The organism is Salinisphaera sp. (assembly GCF_002729955.1).
Taxonomy (GTDB): Bacteria; Pseudomonadota; Gammaproteobacteria; order Nevskiales; family Salinisphaeraceae; genus Salinisphaera.
Map to the genome: position 1 here is coordinate 12,822 of NZ_PBYA01000033.1, position 15,592 is coordinate 28,413.

10 protein-coding genes are annotated in these 15,592 nt (G+C 63.5%); 3 read left to right on the forward strand and 7 right to left on the reverse strand.

The genetic code is table 11. The features are described 5' to 3' along the window. Positions 1-2: 2 nt before the first annotated feature. A complete protein-coding gene (locus CMN27_RS10025) occupies positions 3-203 on the forward strand; it encodes a hypothetical protein (RefSeq protein WP_293626074.1) in 201 nt (66 codons plus the stop codon). A gap of 949 nt (positions 204-1,152) precedes the next feature. Here the strand turns inward: CMN27_RS10025 and polA are convergent. The 5 genes from polA to CMN27_RS10050 form a co-directional block, all read right to left on the reverse strand. Continuing rightward, entirely contained in the window at positions 1,153-3,891 is a 2,739-nt protein-coding gene (polA, locus tag CMN27_RS10030; protein WP_293626075.1) for a DNA polymerase I, read from the reverse strand. Positions 3,892-4,295: 404 nt separating this feature from the next. Next, positions 4,296-5,558 (reverse strand): diaminopimelate decarboxylase, encoded by a 1,263-nt coding sequence (gene lysA, locus CMN27_RS10035; protein WP_293626076.1) that lies wholly within the window; start codon positions 5,556-5,558, stop codon positions 4,296-4,298. Then, positions 5,559-5,768 (reverse strand): lipoprotein, encoded by a 210-nt coding sequence (locus CMN27_RS10040; protein WP_293626078.1) that lies wholly within the window; start codon positions 5,766-5,768, stop codon positions 5,559-5,561. 150 nt (positions 5,769-5,918) lie between these two features. Further along, the gene (fghA, locus tag CMN27_RS10045; RefSeq protein WP_293626079.1) at positions 5,919-6,773 is read right to left on the reverse strand and encodes an S-formylglutathione hydrolase; all 855 of its coding nucleotides are present in this window, start codon (positions 6,771-6,773) and stop codon (positions 5,919-5,921) included. Positions 6,774-6,874: 101 nt separating this feature from the next. Then, positions 6,875-7,984 carry an S-(hydroxymethyl)glutathione dehydrogenase/class III alcohol dehydrogenase gene (locus tag CMN27_RS10050; protein WP_293626119.1) on the reverse strand — a complete coding sequence of 370 codons (1,110 nt, stop codon included), beginning with the start codon at positions 7,982-7,984 and terminating at the stop codon, positions 6,875-6,877. 199 nt (positions 7,985-8,183) lie between these two features. On the opposite strand from CMN27_RS10050, the gene CMN27_RS10055 reads away from it, so the two are divergent. Beyond that, on the forward strand, positions 8,184-8,843 hold the full coding sequence (locus CMN27_RS10055) for a dienelactone hydrolase family protein (RefSeq protein ID WP_293626121.1): 660 nt from the start codon (positions 8,184-8,186) through the stop codon (positions 8,841-8,843). Next, a complete protein-coding gene (locus CMN27_RS10060) occupies positions 8,843-9,415 on the forward strand; it encodes a DedA family protein (protein WP_293626122.1) in 573 nt (190 codons plus the stop codon). The genes CMN27_RS10055 and CMN27_RS10060 overlap by 1 nt, the downstream gene beginning before the upstream one ends. 240 nt (positions 9,416-9,655) lie before the next feature. Here the strand turns inward: CMN27_RS10060 and CMN27_RS10065 are convergent, their stop codons facing one another. Together CMN27_RS10065 and CMN27_RS10070 are read right to left on the reverse strand one after the other, a co-directional pair. Further along, complete coding sequence (locus CMN27_RS10065) at positions 9,656-13,552, reverse strand: translocation/assembly module TamB domain-containing protein (protein WP_293626124.1); 3,897 nt, start codon at positions 13,550-13,552, stop codon at positions 9,656-9,658. Continuing rightward, positions 13,549-15,444 carry an autotransporter assembly complex family protein gene (locus CMN27_RS10070; RefSeq protein ID WP_293626126.1) on the reverse strand — a complete coding sequence of 632 codons (1,896 nt, stop codon included), beginning with the start codon at positions 15,442-15,444 and terminating at the stop codon, positions 13,549-13,551. Before CMN27_RS10070 ends, CMN27_RS10065 begins: the two co-directional genes overlap by 4 nt. Positions 15,445-15,592 lie beyond the last annotated feature (148 nt).

The window sequence follows — 15,592 nt, forward strand, 5'->3', positions numbered from 1 at the left end:
ACATGGGATATGACATTCGGGCCTGGCTCGATCGAGAGGGCCGCCCCCAGTTGCAGATCATCGATATCGATTCCGGCCACGTGCAGCTGGCCTGGGACTGCGGCGGCGAACGTTCACCCGCTATCAAGTCCCTGTTTCATGAGCTGATCCTGCTAAGCGCACGCGAGGATCTCAATCGGCGCATGGTCGCGCCGCGCCGTTGACGCCGCCAGCCGCGCCCATATCGCGCGGCGACGACCGCTCATCGGAAAACCGGCCGTTTTAATCGACGCGCCGGTTTTTCTGTGGCATAAAATAGCCACAGCAAGAGATTGATTGCTCAGGGAATAAAAAAGCCCCGGCGGCAGGGGGAATACCGCCGGGGCGACCGATCCGGCCTTGGGGGGGGGACCGGATCGAATTACCGCTCAGGGAGAAAAGCGGGCAAGTATTGCGCTTGCATAGGGTCAGACCGGCAGCCAATCGGTTTGTTCCAAAAAAGTTGAAAAAATTTGCGGCTCGACGGCGGGCGGCTCTGGGGAGAGCCAACCTGCTGAATGAGCGCAAAAAAAACCCCGATGGCTGGGGGAAGCCTATCGGGGCAATAGACCGGTTCTTGGGGAAAACCGGATTCGGTTACCGCTCAGGGAGAAAAGCGGTCAAGCATCGCGCTTGTAGAGGGTCAGACCGTGAACTCGGCGGGGGAGTTCCTGACCGAACCGGTTATTTTTTGCGGCGTGGACGCCCGTCCAGCAACAAAGCCGGCCAAAGAAAAACCCCGACGTCGTGGGGGAACGACGTCGGGGTAAATATTCCGGTTCTTGGGGGGAAACCGGATATCGGTTACCGCTCAGGGAGAAAAGCGGTCAAGCCTCTTGCTTGTACAGGGTCAGACCGTGGCCCTCGAGCCAGAGTTCCCGAGTCAGCCCACTATTTTTTCGCGGCGCGACCGGCTTGCTGGCCGAATTGGGAATCACCCCCAATAAAAAACCCCGACGTCGCGGGGGAAACGACGCCGGGGCGAGTGTTCCGGTTCTTGGGGGGAAAACCGGATATGGGTTACCGCTCAGGGAGAAAAGCGGTTGAGCGTCGTAACGCTCATGGAAGGTCAGACCGGGCGTTTCCAGCCGAGTTCCCGAGATTCGCGAAAAATTTTCAAACCGCGCTCTGGCCTCAATGTGCCTGCTGCCAGTTGGCTGCGATGCCGGCCTCGGCAAGCAACGGCACGTCGAGTTCTGCCACCCGGCCCATGCGCTCACTGATGACCTTGCCCAACCGCTCGGCCTGGTCCGTGGGCACTTCGAAGACCAGTTCGTCATGTACTTGCATGATCATGCGGGCCGGCTCCCCGGTTTCGTGCAGCCACGCATCCACGTCGATCATGGCTTTCTTGATCAGGTCGGCGGCCGTGCCCTGAAGCGGCGCGTTGATGGCCGCGCGTTCCGCGCCCTGGCGGCGCGCGCCGTTGCGCGAATTGATTTCCGGTAGATAAAGCCGACGCCCATAGAGCGTTTCGACATAGCCCTCGGCCTTGGCAAGCTTGCGGGTTTCGTCCATGTAGCGACGCACGCCGGCGAAGCGTTCGAAGAAGCGATCGATATAGGCACCGGCTTCCTCGCGCGAGGTTTCCAGCTGTTTGGCCAGCCCGAACGCCGACATGCCATACATCAGGCCGAAGTTGATCGCCTTGGCCGCGCGCCGCTGATCGGTGCTGACCTCATCAAGCGGCGTATCGAAGACTTCCGAAGCCGTGGCCGAATGAATATCCCGCTCTTCGTTGAAGGCCGCCAGCAGGCCCGGGTCGCCGGACAGATGCGCCATGATGCGAAGCTCGATCTGCGAGTAGTCGACGGCCAGAATCTGCTGGCCTTCGGGGGCGATGAACGCCTCCCGGATACGCCGGCCGGATTCGGTGCGAATAGGGATGTTCTGCAGGTTCGGATCCGACGAGGACAGTCGACCGGTGGCTGCGACCGCCTGATGGTAGGAGGTATGAATACGCCCCGTGTTCGGATTGATCTGGGTCGGCAACTTCTCGGCATAGGTCGAGCGCAGCTTGGACAGCTCGCGCCACGACACGATAAGCGCCGGCAGTTCGTGCTGATCGGCCAGTTCGCGCAGCACGTCCTCGGCGGTCGAGGGCGCGCCCTTGGGCGTTTTGCGGATCACGGGCAGGGCGAGCCGATCGAAGAGAATATCCTTGAGCTGGGCCGGCGAACCGAGGTTGAACTCGCCCCCGGCGGCCTCGAACGCCTGGGTCTGGATTTCGGCCATACGCTCGGCCATTTCCTGACTCACCCGGCCGAGCAGATCGCGATCGACCAGTACGCCGTTGGCTTCGACGCGGGCGAGCACGGGCATGAGCGGCATCTCGATATCTTCGTACAGCGCCTTCAGGCGCGGACTCTCGGCGAGCTCCCCGTAAAGACGGTGATGCAGCTGTAGCGTGATATCCGCGTCTTCGGCCGCATAGGGCGTGGCCTGTTCCAGCGATACCTGGTTGAAGGTGATCTGCTTGGCGCCCTTGCCAGCCACTTCCTCGAACTTGGTGGTGCTCCGGTCCAGATACTTCTGTGCCAGCGAATCCATATCGTGACGCGTGGCCGTGCTGTTAAGCACATACGATTCGAGCATGGTGTCGTGATCGGCGCCGGCAACCTCGATTCCGTGACGGCGCAATACGTTGATGTCGTACTTGATGTGCTGACCGAGCTTGGCGATATCGGGGTTTTCCAGAACCCCGCGCAGGCGATCGAGCACGGTTTGCATCGACAGCTGTTCGGGCGCGCCCATGTAGTCGTGGCCGACCGGTACATACCAGGCCTCGCCTGCCTGAACCGCGAACGACAGCCCCACCAGATTGGACTGCATGGCCGACAGCGCATCGGTTTCCGTATCCACACAGATCAGGTCGGCGGCCTCAAGCCTGGCCATCATGGCCTCGAGGGCGTCCTGGTCGCGTACCTCGTGGTAATGCGTTTCGGCGGGTGCAGCCGGCACGTCCGGGCTGGCCTGTTCGGCGGGCGCGTCCAGATCTTCCAGGAACTTGTGGAATTCATAGCCACGGTACAGATCGCTGAGCGCCCGGACATCGGCCTCGCGCCGGGTGAGCGCCTCGCCGACCGAACCCAGGTCCAGATTACAGCGGATCGTGGCCAGATCCTTGTACAACGGCAGCTCGTCGAGCGCCGCGCGCAGGTTGTCCGCCACCTTGCCGCCGATTTCGTCGGCGTGGGCCATCACGCCGTCGAGGCCGTCGTACTGCAACAGCCATTTCGCCGCGGTCTTCGGCCCGACCTTGGCCACGCCGGGGATGTTGTCCGAACTGTCGCCCACCAGGGCGAGATAGTCGGTGATCAGCTCGGGGCCGACGCCGAATTTCTCGTGCACGCGGGCCACATCGGTACGCTTGTCCTGCATGGTATCGAGCAGGTTCACCCGCTCGTTGACCAGCTGCGCCATATCCTTGTCGCCGGTCACGATCAGCACTTCGCCGGCGTCGCGGGTGGCCAGGGTGCCGATTACATCGTCGGCTTCCACGCCGTCGACCTGCAGCAGGGGCAGGCCCAGTGCGACCACCACGTCGCGAATACCCGCGAACTGTGCCGAAAGTTCTTCGGGCACCGGCGGACGATTGGCCTTGTAATCGGCGAACAGCTCGTTACGAAAGGTCGGGCCGCGCGGGTCGAACACCACCACGATGCGATCGGCATCGTATTCGCGCAGGAACTTGCGCAGCATGTTGGTCATGCCATAGATCGCACCCGTGGGCTCGCCGGCGGCGTTGGTCAGCGGCGGCAGCACGTGGTAAGCGCGATACAGCCACGACGAGCCGTCAATAAGAATCAACGGACCACGCGGCGGCGTCGCAGCTGCGTTTTCGGAAGCAGAAGAACCAGCGGAATCGGACATGGGAGCAACCGGCAAATAATCGGCCCCGCTGTTGAACGCGGCGGCCGCAAGTACAAATCGACCCGCAGATTAACGCAGATGGCAACGGATTAAGACCCAACCGGCCCGCATGTACCCAAAGCCGGCACTCGGAACATGATCAAAACGCGCATCGCGCCGCGTTCTTCGAAGAAGTAACCGCAGATCGACGCAGATTCACGCAGATCAAAGGCGGGCAGCTCAGCTTATGCGTTACCCAAGCCACCCAACATCGTGTTCTTATCTGCGTTGATCTGTGTCGATCTGCGGAAAAAGGCCTTATCCGGCGGCGAAGCAGCGCCTATCGTTTGCGGCGCCTTCCTATCTGCGCAATCGGCGTAATCTGCGGTCAGCGCCTTCAAAAAACGCGCGAACACTCTCGAAGATCAGGCAAAAGGCAGCCGCTTTTCGCCGCGCATGAGATCGGCGACGGTTTCGCGGGCGCGCACTTCGTGCGGAGTATCGCCGTCGACCATGATTTCGGCCACGCGCGGGCGGGCGTTATAGCTCGATGCCATGGTGAAGCCGTAGGCACCGGCACTGCGTACGGCCAGCAGGTCATCCGCAGCCAGGGCCAGTTCGCGGTCGTGACCGAGAAAATCGCCGGTTTCGCAGATCGGGCCGACGATTTCCCAGGCGCGGGCCGACGTATCGGTGCGCGGGCTCACGGCCACGATCTCATGCCAGCCGTCGTAGAGCGCCGGTCGGAGCAGGTCGTTCATGGCCGCATCGACAATGGCGAAATGCTTGTCGTCTTCGGCCTGGCCCGGCTTGAGCAGCTCCACGCGGGTAAGCAGCACGCCGGCGTTGGCGACCAGCACGCGGCCCGGCTCGAACACGAGCTTGAGGTCGCGACCTTCCACCAGATCACGAATATTCTCGGCGTATTCGGCCGGCGAAGGCGGGTTCTCGTTGCGATAACGAATACCCAGACCGCCGCCCACGTCCAGATGCTCGATGACGATACCGCGTTCGGCCAGCCGATCGATGAGGGCCAGTACGCGCTTGACGGCATCACGAAACGGCGCCAACTGGGTCAGCTGCGAGCCGATATGACAATCCACGCCGCGAATCGTAATGCCCGGCATCTCGGCCGCGCGCGCATACAGGGCTTCGGCCCGGCCGATATCGACGCCGAACTTGTTCTCTTTCAAGCCGGTCGCGATATAGGGATGGGTCTGGGCATCCACATCCGGGTTCACCCGCAGCGATACCGGCGCGGTGGTGCCCATACGCCGGGCGATACTGTCGATACGCTCGAGTTCGGCTTCCGATTCGATATTGAAGCAGGCAATACCCACTTCCAGCGCGCGCTCGATTTCATCGACGCGCTTGCCCACGCCCGAAAACACCACCTTCGCCGGATCGCCGCCGGCGGTGATCACGCGCTCCAGCTCGCCCACCGAGACGATATCGAAACCGCTGCCCAGATCGGCCAGCAGGCCGAGCACGCCGATATTACCGTTGGCTTTCACGGCAAAGCAGATGCGGTGATCGATACCGGCCAGGGCTTCGTCGAATACGCGATAGTGGCGGGCGATGGTGGCCGCGCTATACACATAGCAGGGGGTACCGAAACGCTCGGCGATCGCAGGCAGGGCAACGTCTTCGGCGTGGAGCACGCCGTCGCGATACTCGAAATGATCCATTTAATCGACGCGGTTATCGGTGGCTTCGGCGCGGTTGTCGGGCGCCGGCGTGCTGCTTTCGTCCGCCGTATCGTCGTCCATGCCGAACGGGCCGTCGGTCTGGGATTCAGGCGCTTCGCCCGGCAGATACAGCGGCCCGGTCTGACCGCAGCCAGCCAGTACGACCGCTACAAACGCCCACAGCAGTACACTCGAAAGCGCTTTCATCATTGCTCGCCACCGTGAATTGAGCGCCTAGTCTAGGGCCTGTGGTGGTTTCGCGCGACACCTCGCCGAACAGCCGCCGAGGCGCCCGGCCGGTGCACGATTCCGACCGGGCCACACGCCGGCCCCAACGGCCGACGCACGTTCGCGGAAGCGCTAGCTTTCCACGCCCATGTGGCTGGCCAGAAAGCGCAGATGATCTTCCATGAAGCTGGCGATGAAGAAATAGCTGTGGTCGTAGCCTTCGCGTCGATGCACGGTGACATCGGCGCCGACCTTGTCGGCGGCTTCCTCGAGCCGGTGCGGCTGCAGCTGTTCGTCGAGGAAGTTGTCGGCCAGGCCCTGCTCGACACGAATCGGCGGCAGTGCCTCGGGGTTGTCGGCGTTGGCGAGCAGATAGCTGGCGTCGTAGGCATACCAGTCCTGCTTGTCGTCACCGATGTACTTCGGAAACGCCTTGTGGCCCCAGGGCACTTCGCTGGGCGCACAGATGGGCGAGAACGCCGAAATCGCGGCAAAGCGATCGATATTGCGCAGACCGATCACCAGCGCCCCGTGGCCGCCCATCGAATGCCCGAAGATCGCTTCGCGCGAGAGATCCAGCGTGGTGCCGAATTCGTCGGCGAGCAGGCTCGGCAACTCGCTGACCACATAGTCGTACATCTGGTAGTGGCGCGCCCAGGGCTGTTGCGTGGCATTCACATAGAAGCCGGCGCCCTTGCCCATGTCGTAGCTGTCCTCGTCGGGGACATCCTCGCCCCGCGGGCTGGTATCCGGGGCGACGATGGCAATGCCGAGTTCCGCGGCAATACGCTGGGCACCGGCCTTGTTGACGAAGTTTTCGTCGGTACAGGTCAAACCGGACAGCCAGTAAACCACGGGTACGCGCCGGGTATCGGCCAGCGGCGGCAGATACACCGAAAAGGTCATGTCGCAATTGCAGACCTCGGAGGCATGCGTGTAGCGGCGCTGCACGCCGCCGAACGAGCGGTGTTCGTCAATCTTTTCCATCGTGGACTCCGCGCAGAATTCGAGACAGTCGTTCCAATCTAAACGAAATCGCCGTGATGTCGTGACCGACACCACGGCGATCCGGGTTCATGCAGACAGTTCTAGAAGTGCAGAACCGAACGAATGGCCTTGCCCTCGTGCAACAGATCAAACGCTTCGTTGATCTTTTCGAACGGCAGATCGTGGGTGACGAAATCGTCGATATTGATCTCGCCGTTCATGTAGCGATTCACGTAGTCCGGCAGCTGGGTGCGACCCTTGACGCCGCCAAAGGCGGAACCACGCCATACACGACCGGTCACCAGCTGGAACGGACGGGTGGAGATCTCCTCGCCCGCACCGGCCACACCGATGATGGTCGACTCGCCCCAGCCCTTGTGCGCGCATTCCAGGGCCGCGCGCATGATGTTGACGTTGCCGATGCACTCGAAGGAATAGTCCACGCCGCCATCGGTGAGTTCGATGATCACCTGCTGGATCGGGTCGTCATAATCCTTCGGGTTCACGCACTCGGTCGCACCGAGCTGCTTGGCGAAATCGAACTTAGACGGGTTGATATCGATGGCGATGATGCGGCTGGCATTGGCCATGCGCGCACCCTGGATCACCGACAGGCCGATCGCGCCCAGGCCGAACACGGCCACGGTCGAGCCTTCTTCCACCCCGGCGGTGTTGAACACCGCACCAATGCCGGTGGTCACGCCACAACCAAGCAGGCACACCTTGTCGAGCGGCGCTTCCTTGTTGACCTTCGCCAGGGAGACTTCCGGCACCACGGTGTATTCCGAGAACGTCGACGTACCCATGTAGTGGTAGAGGTCGGTCCCGTCCTTGGAAAAACGCGTGGTGCCATCGGGCATCACGCCCTGGCCCTGGGTTTCGCGCACCGCGCCGCAGAGGTTGGTCTTGCCCGAGCGACAGAACTTGCACTCGCCGCATTCGGCGGTATACAGCGGAATCACGTGATCGCCGGGGGATACGCTGGTCACGCCTTCGCCCACTTCCTCGACCACGCCACCGCCTTCGTGGCCCAGAATACGCGGGAAAAAGCCCTCCGGATCGGCACCCGACAGGGTGAATGCATCGGTATGGCAGACCCCGGTCGCCACGATGCGTACCAGCACCTCGCCGGCTTTCGGCGGTGCGACTTCGATTTCTTCCAGGGTCAGCGGCTTGCCCGCTTCCCAGGCCACGGCGGCACGACTTTTCATGGCGTTTCCTCGTTTTGCAATGATGTCTTTGCATCATTGCCTGTATGAACGTAGGCGAACGAGTCTAGCGCACCGGTCCAGAGTCTAGGCAAGACAGACTATGGTTGAACAAGGCGGTGGGAACTCGAAGAATTGCTTGCGCCCACGGCCCGGGCTGGCCAGACTTCGCCTTCTCGTTTGTTCCTCATCGCGATAAAGCATGCTCGACTGTATCGAGATCGAACCCAAAACCACCGCCCGCGCCAGCGTGATCTGGCTGCATGGTCTGGGCGCCGACGGCAATGATTTCGTGCCGATTGTCGACGAACTGGGCCTGGGCGCGGATCACGGAGTGCGCTTCGTGTTCCCCAACGCCAAGACGCGTCCGGTGACCATCAACAACGGCATGAGCATGCGCGCCTGGTACGACATCAAGGGCATGGCCATCGCCGACAAGCAGGATGCCGAGGGCATTCACGACAGCGCGAACGAGATCGAACAGCTCATCGCGCGCGAGGTCGAGCGCGGCGTGGCGACCGAATCCATCGTCATCGCCGGCTTTTCCCAGGGCGGCGCCATCGCCCTGCATACCGGCGTACGCCATGCCGATCGGCTGGCCGGCATCATGGGCCTGTCCACCTATCTACCGCTGGCCGAGACCGTGGCCGCCGAAGCCAGCGAGGCCAATCGCGCCACGCCGATTCTCATGGCCCACGGCAGTCACGATCCGGTGGTGCCGGTGCAGCTCGGCCAGGCCAGTCGGGATCAGCTCCTCGAGGCCGGCTACGACGTCGCCTGGCACGAATACCCGATGCAGCATCAGGTCTGCATGCCCGAGATCGCGACCATCGGCCGCTGGTTGGGCGAGCGTTTGCTGTAATGATCGAAACGCTACAGGGCCTGATCGCCGACTTCGGCGCCTTCGCGGTCGCCATCGGCTGTCTTCTGGAAGGCGAAACCGCGATTCTGCTGGGCGTATTCGGCGCCCACCGTGGCTGGCTCTCGCTGGAAAGCGTGGTCGTCGCCGCCACGATAGCCACAATCATCGGCGACAACCTGTGCTTTCATATCGGCCGCCGCATGGGCCGGCCGGCGTTGGATCGACGCCCCGGCTGGCAGCCCAAGATCGCCCGTGTCGAACGCCTGCTTGAAAGCTACGGCGCGCCGGTGATGATCGGCTTTCGTTTTCTCTACGGGCTGCGCTACGTCACGCCGTTTCTGCTCGGCTCGCTTGGCGTATCGCCGCTACGCTTTTTTCTGCTCGCCATGATCGGCACGTTGCTGTGGGTCGGCACAGTCACCTTCGTCGGCGTGCATCTCGCCGGCGCGATCGAGCATGCCCTGGCCCATATCCACGATGTGGAAAAGATCCTGGCCGCCGTTGTGCTCATCGGTGCCGGGTTGGGTCTGGCGGTTTACTGGATGCGCCGCAACGTCACCGCCCAGCGCTGATAGAGCCGATTCGGGACGCTTTTTTCGCGTCATTCTGAAGTCAGAGTCCGCAGATCGACGCAGATCAGCGCAGATCAATACACGGCCTGACGGCCCGATCCCTAGTTCGAACGACGGCTGACTAGCGGCTAGCGCCCGTAGCGCAGGTTTTTCATCTGCGTGAATCTGCGTCGATCTGCGGACGGCGCACCGCCTGTGAAGGACGCGAACACGACCCGAGAGCGGTTATGCAGAGCGTCCCTAGCGGTCGATCGAATAGATCAGGTCGCCGCCCGTGGCCACGCTGCTGGACTCGGTTTCCAGGCGCCAGCGCGAGCTGAGCGTATAGCGTAGCGACAGCGTCGACACCGGGTTGAACAGCCCGATCCCGTAACTCACATAGAGCTTGGGCGACAGATACTTGCCGACCGTGAAGGCGGCGTTGTCGCTGGACTGTCCCGCCCCGGCGCCAATACCGATATCGTCGATACCGAGCCGATCGCCGACGTTTTCAAGCGTCTGGTTGGCGCGGTTGTTCCCCAGCGCCAGCGCAGCCCGTGCCACCAGGCTGGACTGCTGGCTGTTGGCGCCGTCGAGCGGGCGGCCGAGCAACAGCCACGACAGCTGTTCGGACTGGCCCATAGCGGGCTCGGAGAACAGCGTCAGCCGCGGGTTTTCAACGCTGCCCCGGACTTCCACACCCACGGTCACATCCTCGGCCGGGTAGCGCGCCGCGCGCAGATCCAAGCCGGGTTCGCTCACCGGCCCGCCGGCAAACAGAATACGGCCTTCCTGAATATCGAGATTCTGGCCGTAGGCCCGGTAGGCGCCGTCCACGATCTGGATTTCGCCGGTGCCGGTGGTCACATCACCCGGCTGCTGCACCACGCGCAGATCGCCGGTGAGATTGGCACTCAGACCGAAACCTTCGATATGCACGTCGTCGCCGAGTACCACCTGCACATCGGCATGAATCGCACGGGTGATCGCCTCGGTCGCCGCATCGGGTTGTTCGTCGGTCACGATCACCTGATCGCCCGAGACGGTGGTCACGCCCGAGGCCGGCAGATCCCGGGGTGTAATCGAGGCTTCGGGCACCACCACGCGGCCTTCGACATCCACCCGCGACGGGGTGACGGCCACGCGAAGATCGGGGCTGACATAGGCGGTGGCGTCCGGGATGTTGACCACCTGAAAACGCTCGCCACGAATGGTCAGATCGACGTCCTGACCGTCGTCGTTGAGCGCGATCGCGCCGTTGGCGTTCAGCGTGCCGCCGCCGGATTTCGCACTCGCGTCGATATCGATGGTGTCGCCACGCCCGGTGGCCGCCAGGCTGAGATCGGTGAGTACCAGGCCGGGCGTGACCAGCACCACGCGCGAGGCGTTCAGGCCGATATCGCCCAGCACGGTCGGGCGCGCGAGGCTGCCGCCCAGGTTGAGCTGGCCGGCGATCTTGCCATCGAACTCGTCGACTTCGGGCGAGAGCTGCTCGATGACCGACAGGCGCTGGATATCGAGGTTCACGGACCCGCTGAGCGCGCGTTCGGTCAGCGGCGCAGCGCCCGGCGCGACCGCGACATCCGCGGCAATACGTCCGGTCTGGCCCAGCGGCAGATCGATCGCGCCGTCGAGCGCCGAGCGCTGCATGCGCAGGGTGATGGTGCCGGGCTGCATATCCACGATGCGTACGACGCGCTCGTCGGGCTGGGTCAAGGAGACGCTGCCGGCACTGGTGTTCAGGCGCGCGTCGACGTCGGGGTCGCCGCCGGCCGGCAGGCGGGCATCGATGGTGCCGGATACCGAGCCATCGATATCCAGGCCTTCCGGAAAATAGATGCGGGCATAGTCGTAGGCGAAATCCGACAGCTCGATATGCGCGCTGCTGGCGTTGGCGTCGTGACTGCCGCGCAGACAAACGCGGGCATCGCCCGAGGTCAGGCAGGCGTTGTCGATCGACTGCGCCTCGGCCGAGACGGCGCCCTTTGCGGTAGTGGCGAGCGTCCAGGGGGCCAGTTCGCCGTAGGCGGCCTTGAGCTGGTCGAGCGTATACCGCCAGTTCATGGTCTTCTTGTCGAGTGCACCGTCGAGGCCGATATCGGCGGTGGCGATTTCGGAATCCACGTTGGCGCTGATCGAATGCGCGCCGGGCGTACCGTTCATGCGCAGGGCCACGCTGTCGATCGCCTGACCACCGGCCTCCACGCCGGCGATATCCAGCACCACGTTGGAGCGGCTGTTGCCGGACCAGTCGACCCTGGCATTCAGGTCGGCACGCGCCACGCGGTTGTCGTCGACCGCGATATTGCGGGCGGCGAGCGTGGCATCCACGTTGGGCGCCGAAACACGCCCCTTGACGGTTCCGCGGCTTTGCAAGGAACCGGCCAGTGTCGGCCAGGCGGTGGACAGATCGCTGGAATCGATCGTCCAGCGCCCGTCGAGCGCAGCATCCGGGGTCCAGCCAAAGCGTCCGCTGATCTTCGCGTCGGTGGCACCCGAGACCAGATCGAAGCGCTCCACGAGCACGTGATCGCCCAGATAGCGTGCCTTGGCATCCAGGCGCAGCGGCTGTCGGCGCAGGCTGCCGCGGGCAGTGAGCTTGTCGATGTCGGCCACGATGCGCTCGCCGTCCTGTTTCGCGCGCAGGTCGGCGACCAGGTTGAAATCGCCCGGTACATCGGCCACCACCGCGCCCGGATTGATGTTTTTGCCTTCCAGATGGGCGTTGACGTCGAGCGCTGGCGCCCAGCGGATCGAGGCGTTGCCATTGATATCGCCCGGCCCGCCGCTGATATCGAGCTTGGCCAGCTCGAAGGCTTCCATGCTGCCGCGGCCGTCGAGGCTGAGCTTGCCAGCGGTCTGGCCCACGACCTGCCACGCCAGGTTGGTGGCCAGCTCGTAATCGGTCATTTCGCCGGTCAGGCGCACACGCCCCGTCTCGGAGCGATACGCCGGCGTACCGGCCAGTGGCCACTGCAGATCGGCCCAGTCCACCGAAAGGTCCATGGCATTGCCTTCGGCCAGCGCCACCTGGCCCTTGGCAGCGAGCGTGCCGGCCATGTCCGGGCTGGAGAGATTCAGGCTGTCGATAACGAGGGTATCGCCGGTATAGCGCAGGGTGCTGGTCAGCGCGGCGCGGCCGTAATCGGCGCTGTCGGCATCGACATCCACATTCACTTCGAGGGCATCGATCGGCCCCTTCGCGCCGATCGTGGCGGTGAACCCGGCCTGGGGCAGATCCTCGCGGATGGCCGGCAGGCGCGTATTGTCGAGCTTGAGGGTGGCATCGACGGCCGGCTTGTCGAGGGCGTCGGTCAGCCGTCCGCTCAAGTTGACGTTATAGGGCGCGGCCACGGTCAGGCTCACGCCCAGATCGGCCAGATCGCCTTCGATCTCGGCGTCGGCCTCGATCGGTGCGAGATCGGGCAGGCGCAGCGCGGCGTTGAGCGACAGATTGGTGGCATAGCCACCGCGCGGGTTGAGCCGCGCCTGGGCATCCACGTCGAACATCGGGCCATGGCCGGTCAACGATTCGATACGCCAATCCTCGTCGTCCAGCCGTGCATTGGCCAGGCGCGCGCTATCCACCACGAAGGGCTCGGCCTCGGGTGCGGTCTTCGCCGAGATATCGTCGAGAGACACCCGGTCGATCTGTACCGCCACCGGCAGATCGATCGCGTCCGGCAGGCTGAACGGCTCAGCCGGTTCTTCCGGCTCGGGTTCCGGGGTATCGACGATCTTTGTGACTTCGTAGTTCACCCCGCGTACGGCGAGATTGCGTACATGCACGGTGGCCGAAAGCAGTTCGCTGGCCGTCCAGTCCAGATCCACCGCGTTGACCGACAGCTTCATGGTCTCGGTTTCGACGTTCACGCCGCGCACTTCCAGCGGGCCGATCAGCCGGCCTTCGACGCTGGCCACTTCAATGCCGTCGGGCAGGCGCGGACCGATCTGGCCCCAGGCGAAGTCGAGCCCGCTGCGCGTGGTCGCCACCCAGGCGATCAGGCCGACGAGTACGAGCACGATCACCAGCAGGGTCAACAGCGTCCATTTGACGATACGCCAGACCCGCGAACGCTTCTTGGCGGCCGCGTGCTTCTGCTCGCCGTTTGCCTGCGCGGGCGCGGAGGCGGCGTTGTTGTCGTCGTGTTCGCTCACAGATCGGGGCCGAGGCTGAAGTGAATACGGAAATCGCTGTCCGGATCGTCCAGCGGGTGGGCCAGATCGAGCCGGATCTGGCCGACCGGCGAGGCCCAGCGAAAGCCGATGCCCACGCCCCGCTTGAAGTCGAAGCTGGTGGTATTGGCGACATCGCCGACGTCGAAGAAGGCGGCCAGACCGTAATCCTTGTAGACCTTGTAGTCGGCTTCGATACTGCCTACGGCCAGATAACGGCCCCCGATGTTGTCGCCGTCGGCGTTTTCCGGGCTGATCTGCTGGTAGCCATAGCCGCGCACGGTACGATCGCCACCGGTGAAGAACCGCTGCGACGGCGGCAGTTCGTCGAAGTCGTCCACTTCGATGGCGCCGAACTGGCTACGCAACAGCAGCCGGGACTTGGAGGTCAACGGCAGAACCGCGTTGCCGGTCACCTTCGCCTGGACAAAATCCACGCTCGAGCCCAGCGACTCGCTGGCGCCGTGCACGTCCACCGACGCGCTTACACCCTTGCGCGTATTGAGCAGGTCGTCGGCCTTCTGCAGGGTAAGCGTATAACCGGGGTAGAGCAGCGTGGAGGTGCGATCGCCCACGTCATCGCCCAGGTCGTAGGTTTCGCGTTCGAGATTGATATAGGCGCGCTTGCGCCCGAGCGACCAGCCGGTATCCCGGACCGCGCCGATGCCGTAGTTGATCGAGGTGATATCGCCGAAATCCTCGTTGGCGACGTTGGCGGTGAAGCTGAGCTTGTCCTGGGCGACGTTGGCGATGGGGATATCGTAGGACGCCTGCAGAGCCTGCTGAACCGCCGACAGGCGCAGATCGCTGCGAAACTGATGGCCGCGCTTGTTGAGATGGCGAAACTTCACGCCCAGACCCACGCGCGGGCCGGTATCCGTGCCGTAGCCGGCCGAGATCTGATAGCTCTGCGGCTTGCTCGCTTCGGCGGTCACCCCCACCGGCACCTGTAGCCGGCCGATACTGATGAGCGGGTCGTCCGGCGGGTAGATGATATCGAACAGCCAGTCGCCGATCGGTGCTTCGCGCTCGGCGTCGCCGCGTTCGGCCTGAATCGAGATCTTGTTGAAATAATCGGTATCCGACAGGATCAGCTGCAGGTCGACCAGGCGCTCGGCATCGAACGGGTCGCCGGCCTTGAACGGCACGAAACGACGCACGAAATCGTCGTTGAGTACGTCCTGGTCGAAGTTGACGTCGCCGAAGTAGTAGCGCTCGCCGGTATCGAGCACCAGATCGATGGCCGCCGTATTGTTGTCGGGGCGCACGCGAATGACCGCCTGGCTGAATCGTGCATCGAGATAGCCCGCATCGTAGGCCGCGGTATACAGCGCGTTCTTGGTGGCCGTGTACTGCGAATGGATCAGGCGCTTGCCGGTGGCCAGCCTGCTCGCCCGCAGCGCCTCGCGGATTTCTGGCAGCTCGTCGCCCGGTCCGCGTACGGCCAGGTTGAGCGCGGTGACTTTCGTCTGCGGTCCGCGATCGATACGAAACGTGGCCTGCCAGGTATCGCCATCGCCGTCGGGCTCGGCCAGCGTTTGTTCGATCGTCGGGTTGTAATAGCCGAAAGGCGCGAGCGCGGCCTTGATCTCGTTGGGCGCAAGCCGATACAGCCGCCGGATCTTGCCGGGCGCCCAGGGCTTTTCATGCTCGGCGGCCACCGACAGCGAGTTGCGCACGTTGGCAAGCAACGGGTCGTTGATGCCGTCGATATTGACGTTGACCGTATCGGCCACCGCCGGACGCACGAGCACGCCCGCTAGCGCGATCATAACGACCAGCGGCAGATGCCGCCGCTTGAACAATCTGCGATAGCGCTCGATCACGGTGCTCGTGTTACCCACCCAATAATGTACCCGCGCCTGCGTTTTCAAGACGAAGCCCCCTGGGAAGCCGCAGTCACGGCCCGAAAAACGCAGACCCAGCGTCCAGATTACCGCAAACGCTTTCCTGCCCCATAAACGAGCGGGGCGTGCGTCGCGTCTACTGTCTACGTGCGATGCCCGTCGCGGCGATTCATGT

What these genes read in the sequence shown, in the direction of transcription:
- CMN27_RS10050 (WP_293626119.1), bottom strand. Translation starts at nt 7,984, where the DNA reads ATGAAAAGTCGTGCCGCCGTGGCCTGGGAAGCGGGCAAGCCGCTGACC.
- CMN27_RS10060 (WP_293626122.1), top strand. Translation starts at nt 8,843, where the DNA reads ATGATCGAAACGCTACAGGGCCTGATCGCCGACTTCGGCGCCTTCGCG.
- fghA (WP_293626079.1), bottom strand. Translation starts at nt 6,773, where the DNA reads ATGGAAAAGATTGACGAACACCGCTCGTTCGGCGGCGTGCAGCGCCGC.
- CMN27_RS10025 (WP_293626074.1), top strand. Translation starts at nt 3, where the DNA reads ATGGGATATGACATTCGGGCCTGGCTCGATCGAGAGGGCCGCCCCCAG.
- lysA (WP_293626076.1), bottom strand. Translation starts at nt 5,558, where the DNA reads ATGGATCATTTCGAGTATCGCGACGGCGTGCTCCACGCCGAAGACGTT.
- polA (WP_293626075.1), bottom strand. Translation starts at nt 3,891, where the DNA reads ATGTCCGATTCCGCTGGTTCTTCTGCTTCCGAAAACGCAGCTGCGACG.
- CMN27_RS10055 (WP_293626121.1), top strand. Translation starts at nt 8,184, where the DNA reads ATGCTCGACTGTATCGAGATCGAACCCAAAACCACCGCCCGCGCCAGC.
- CMN27_RS10040 (WP_293626078.1), bottom strand. Translation starts at nt 5,768, where the DNA reads ATGATGAAAGCGCTTTCGAGTGTACTGCTGTGGGCGTTTGTAGCGGTC.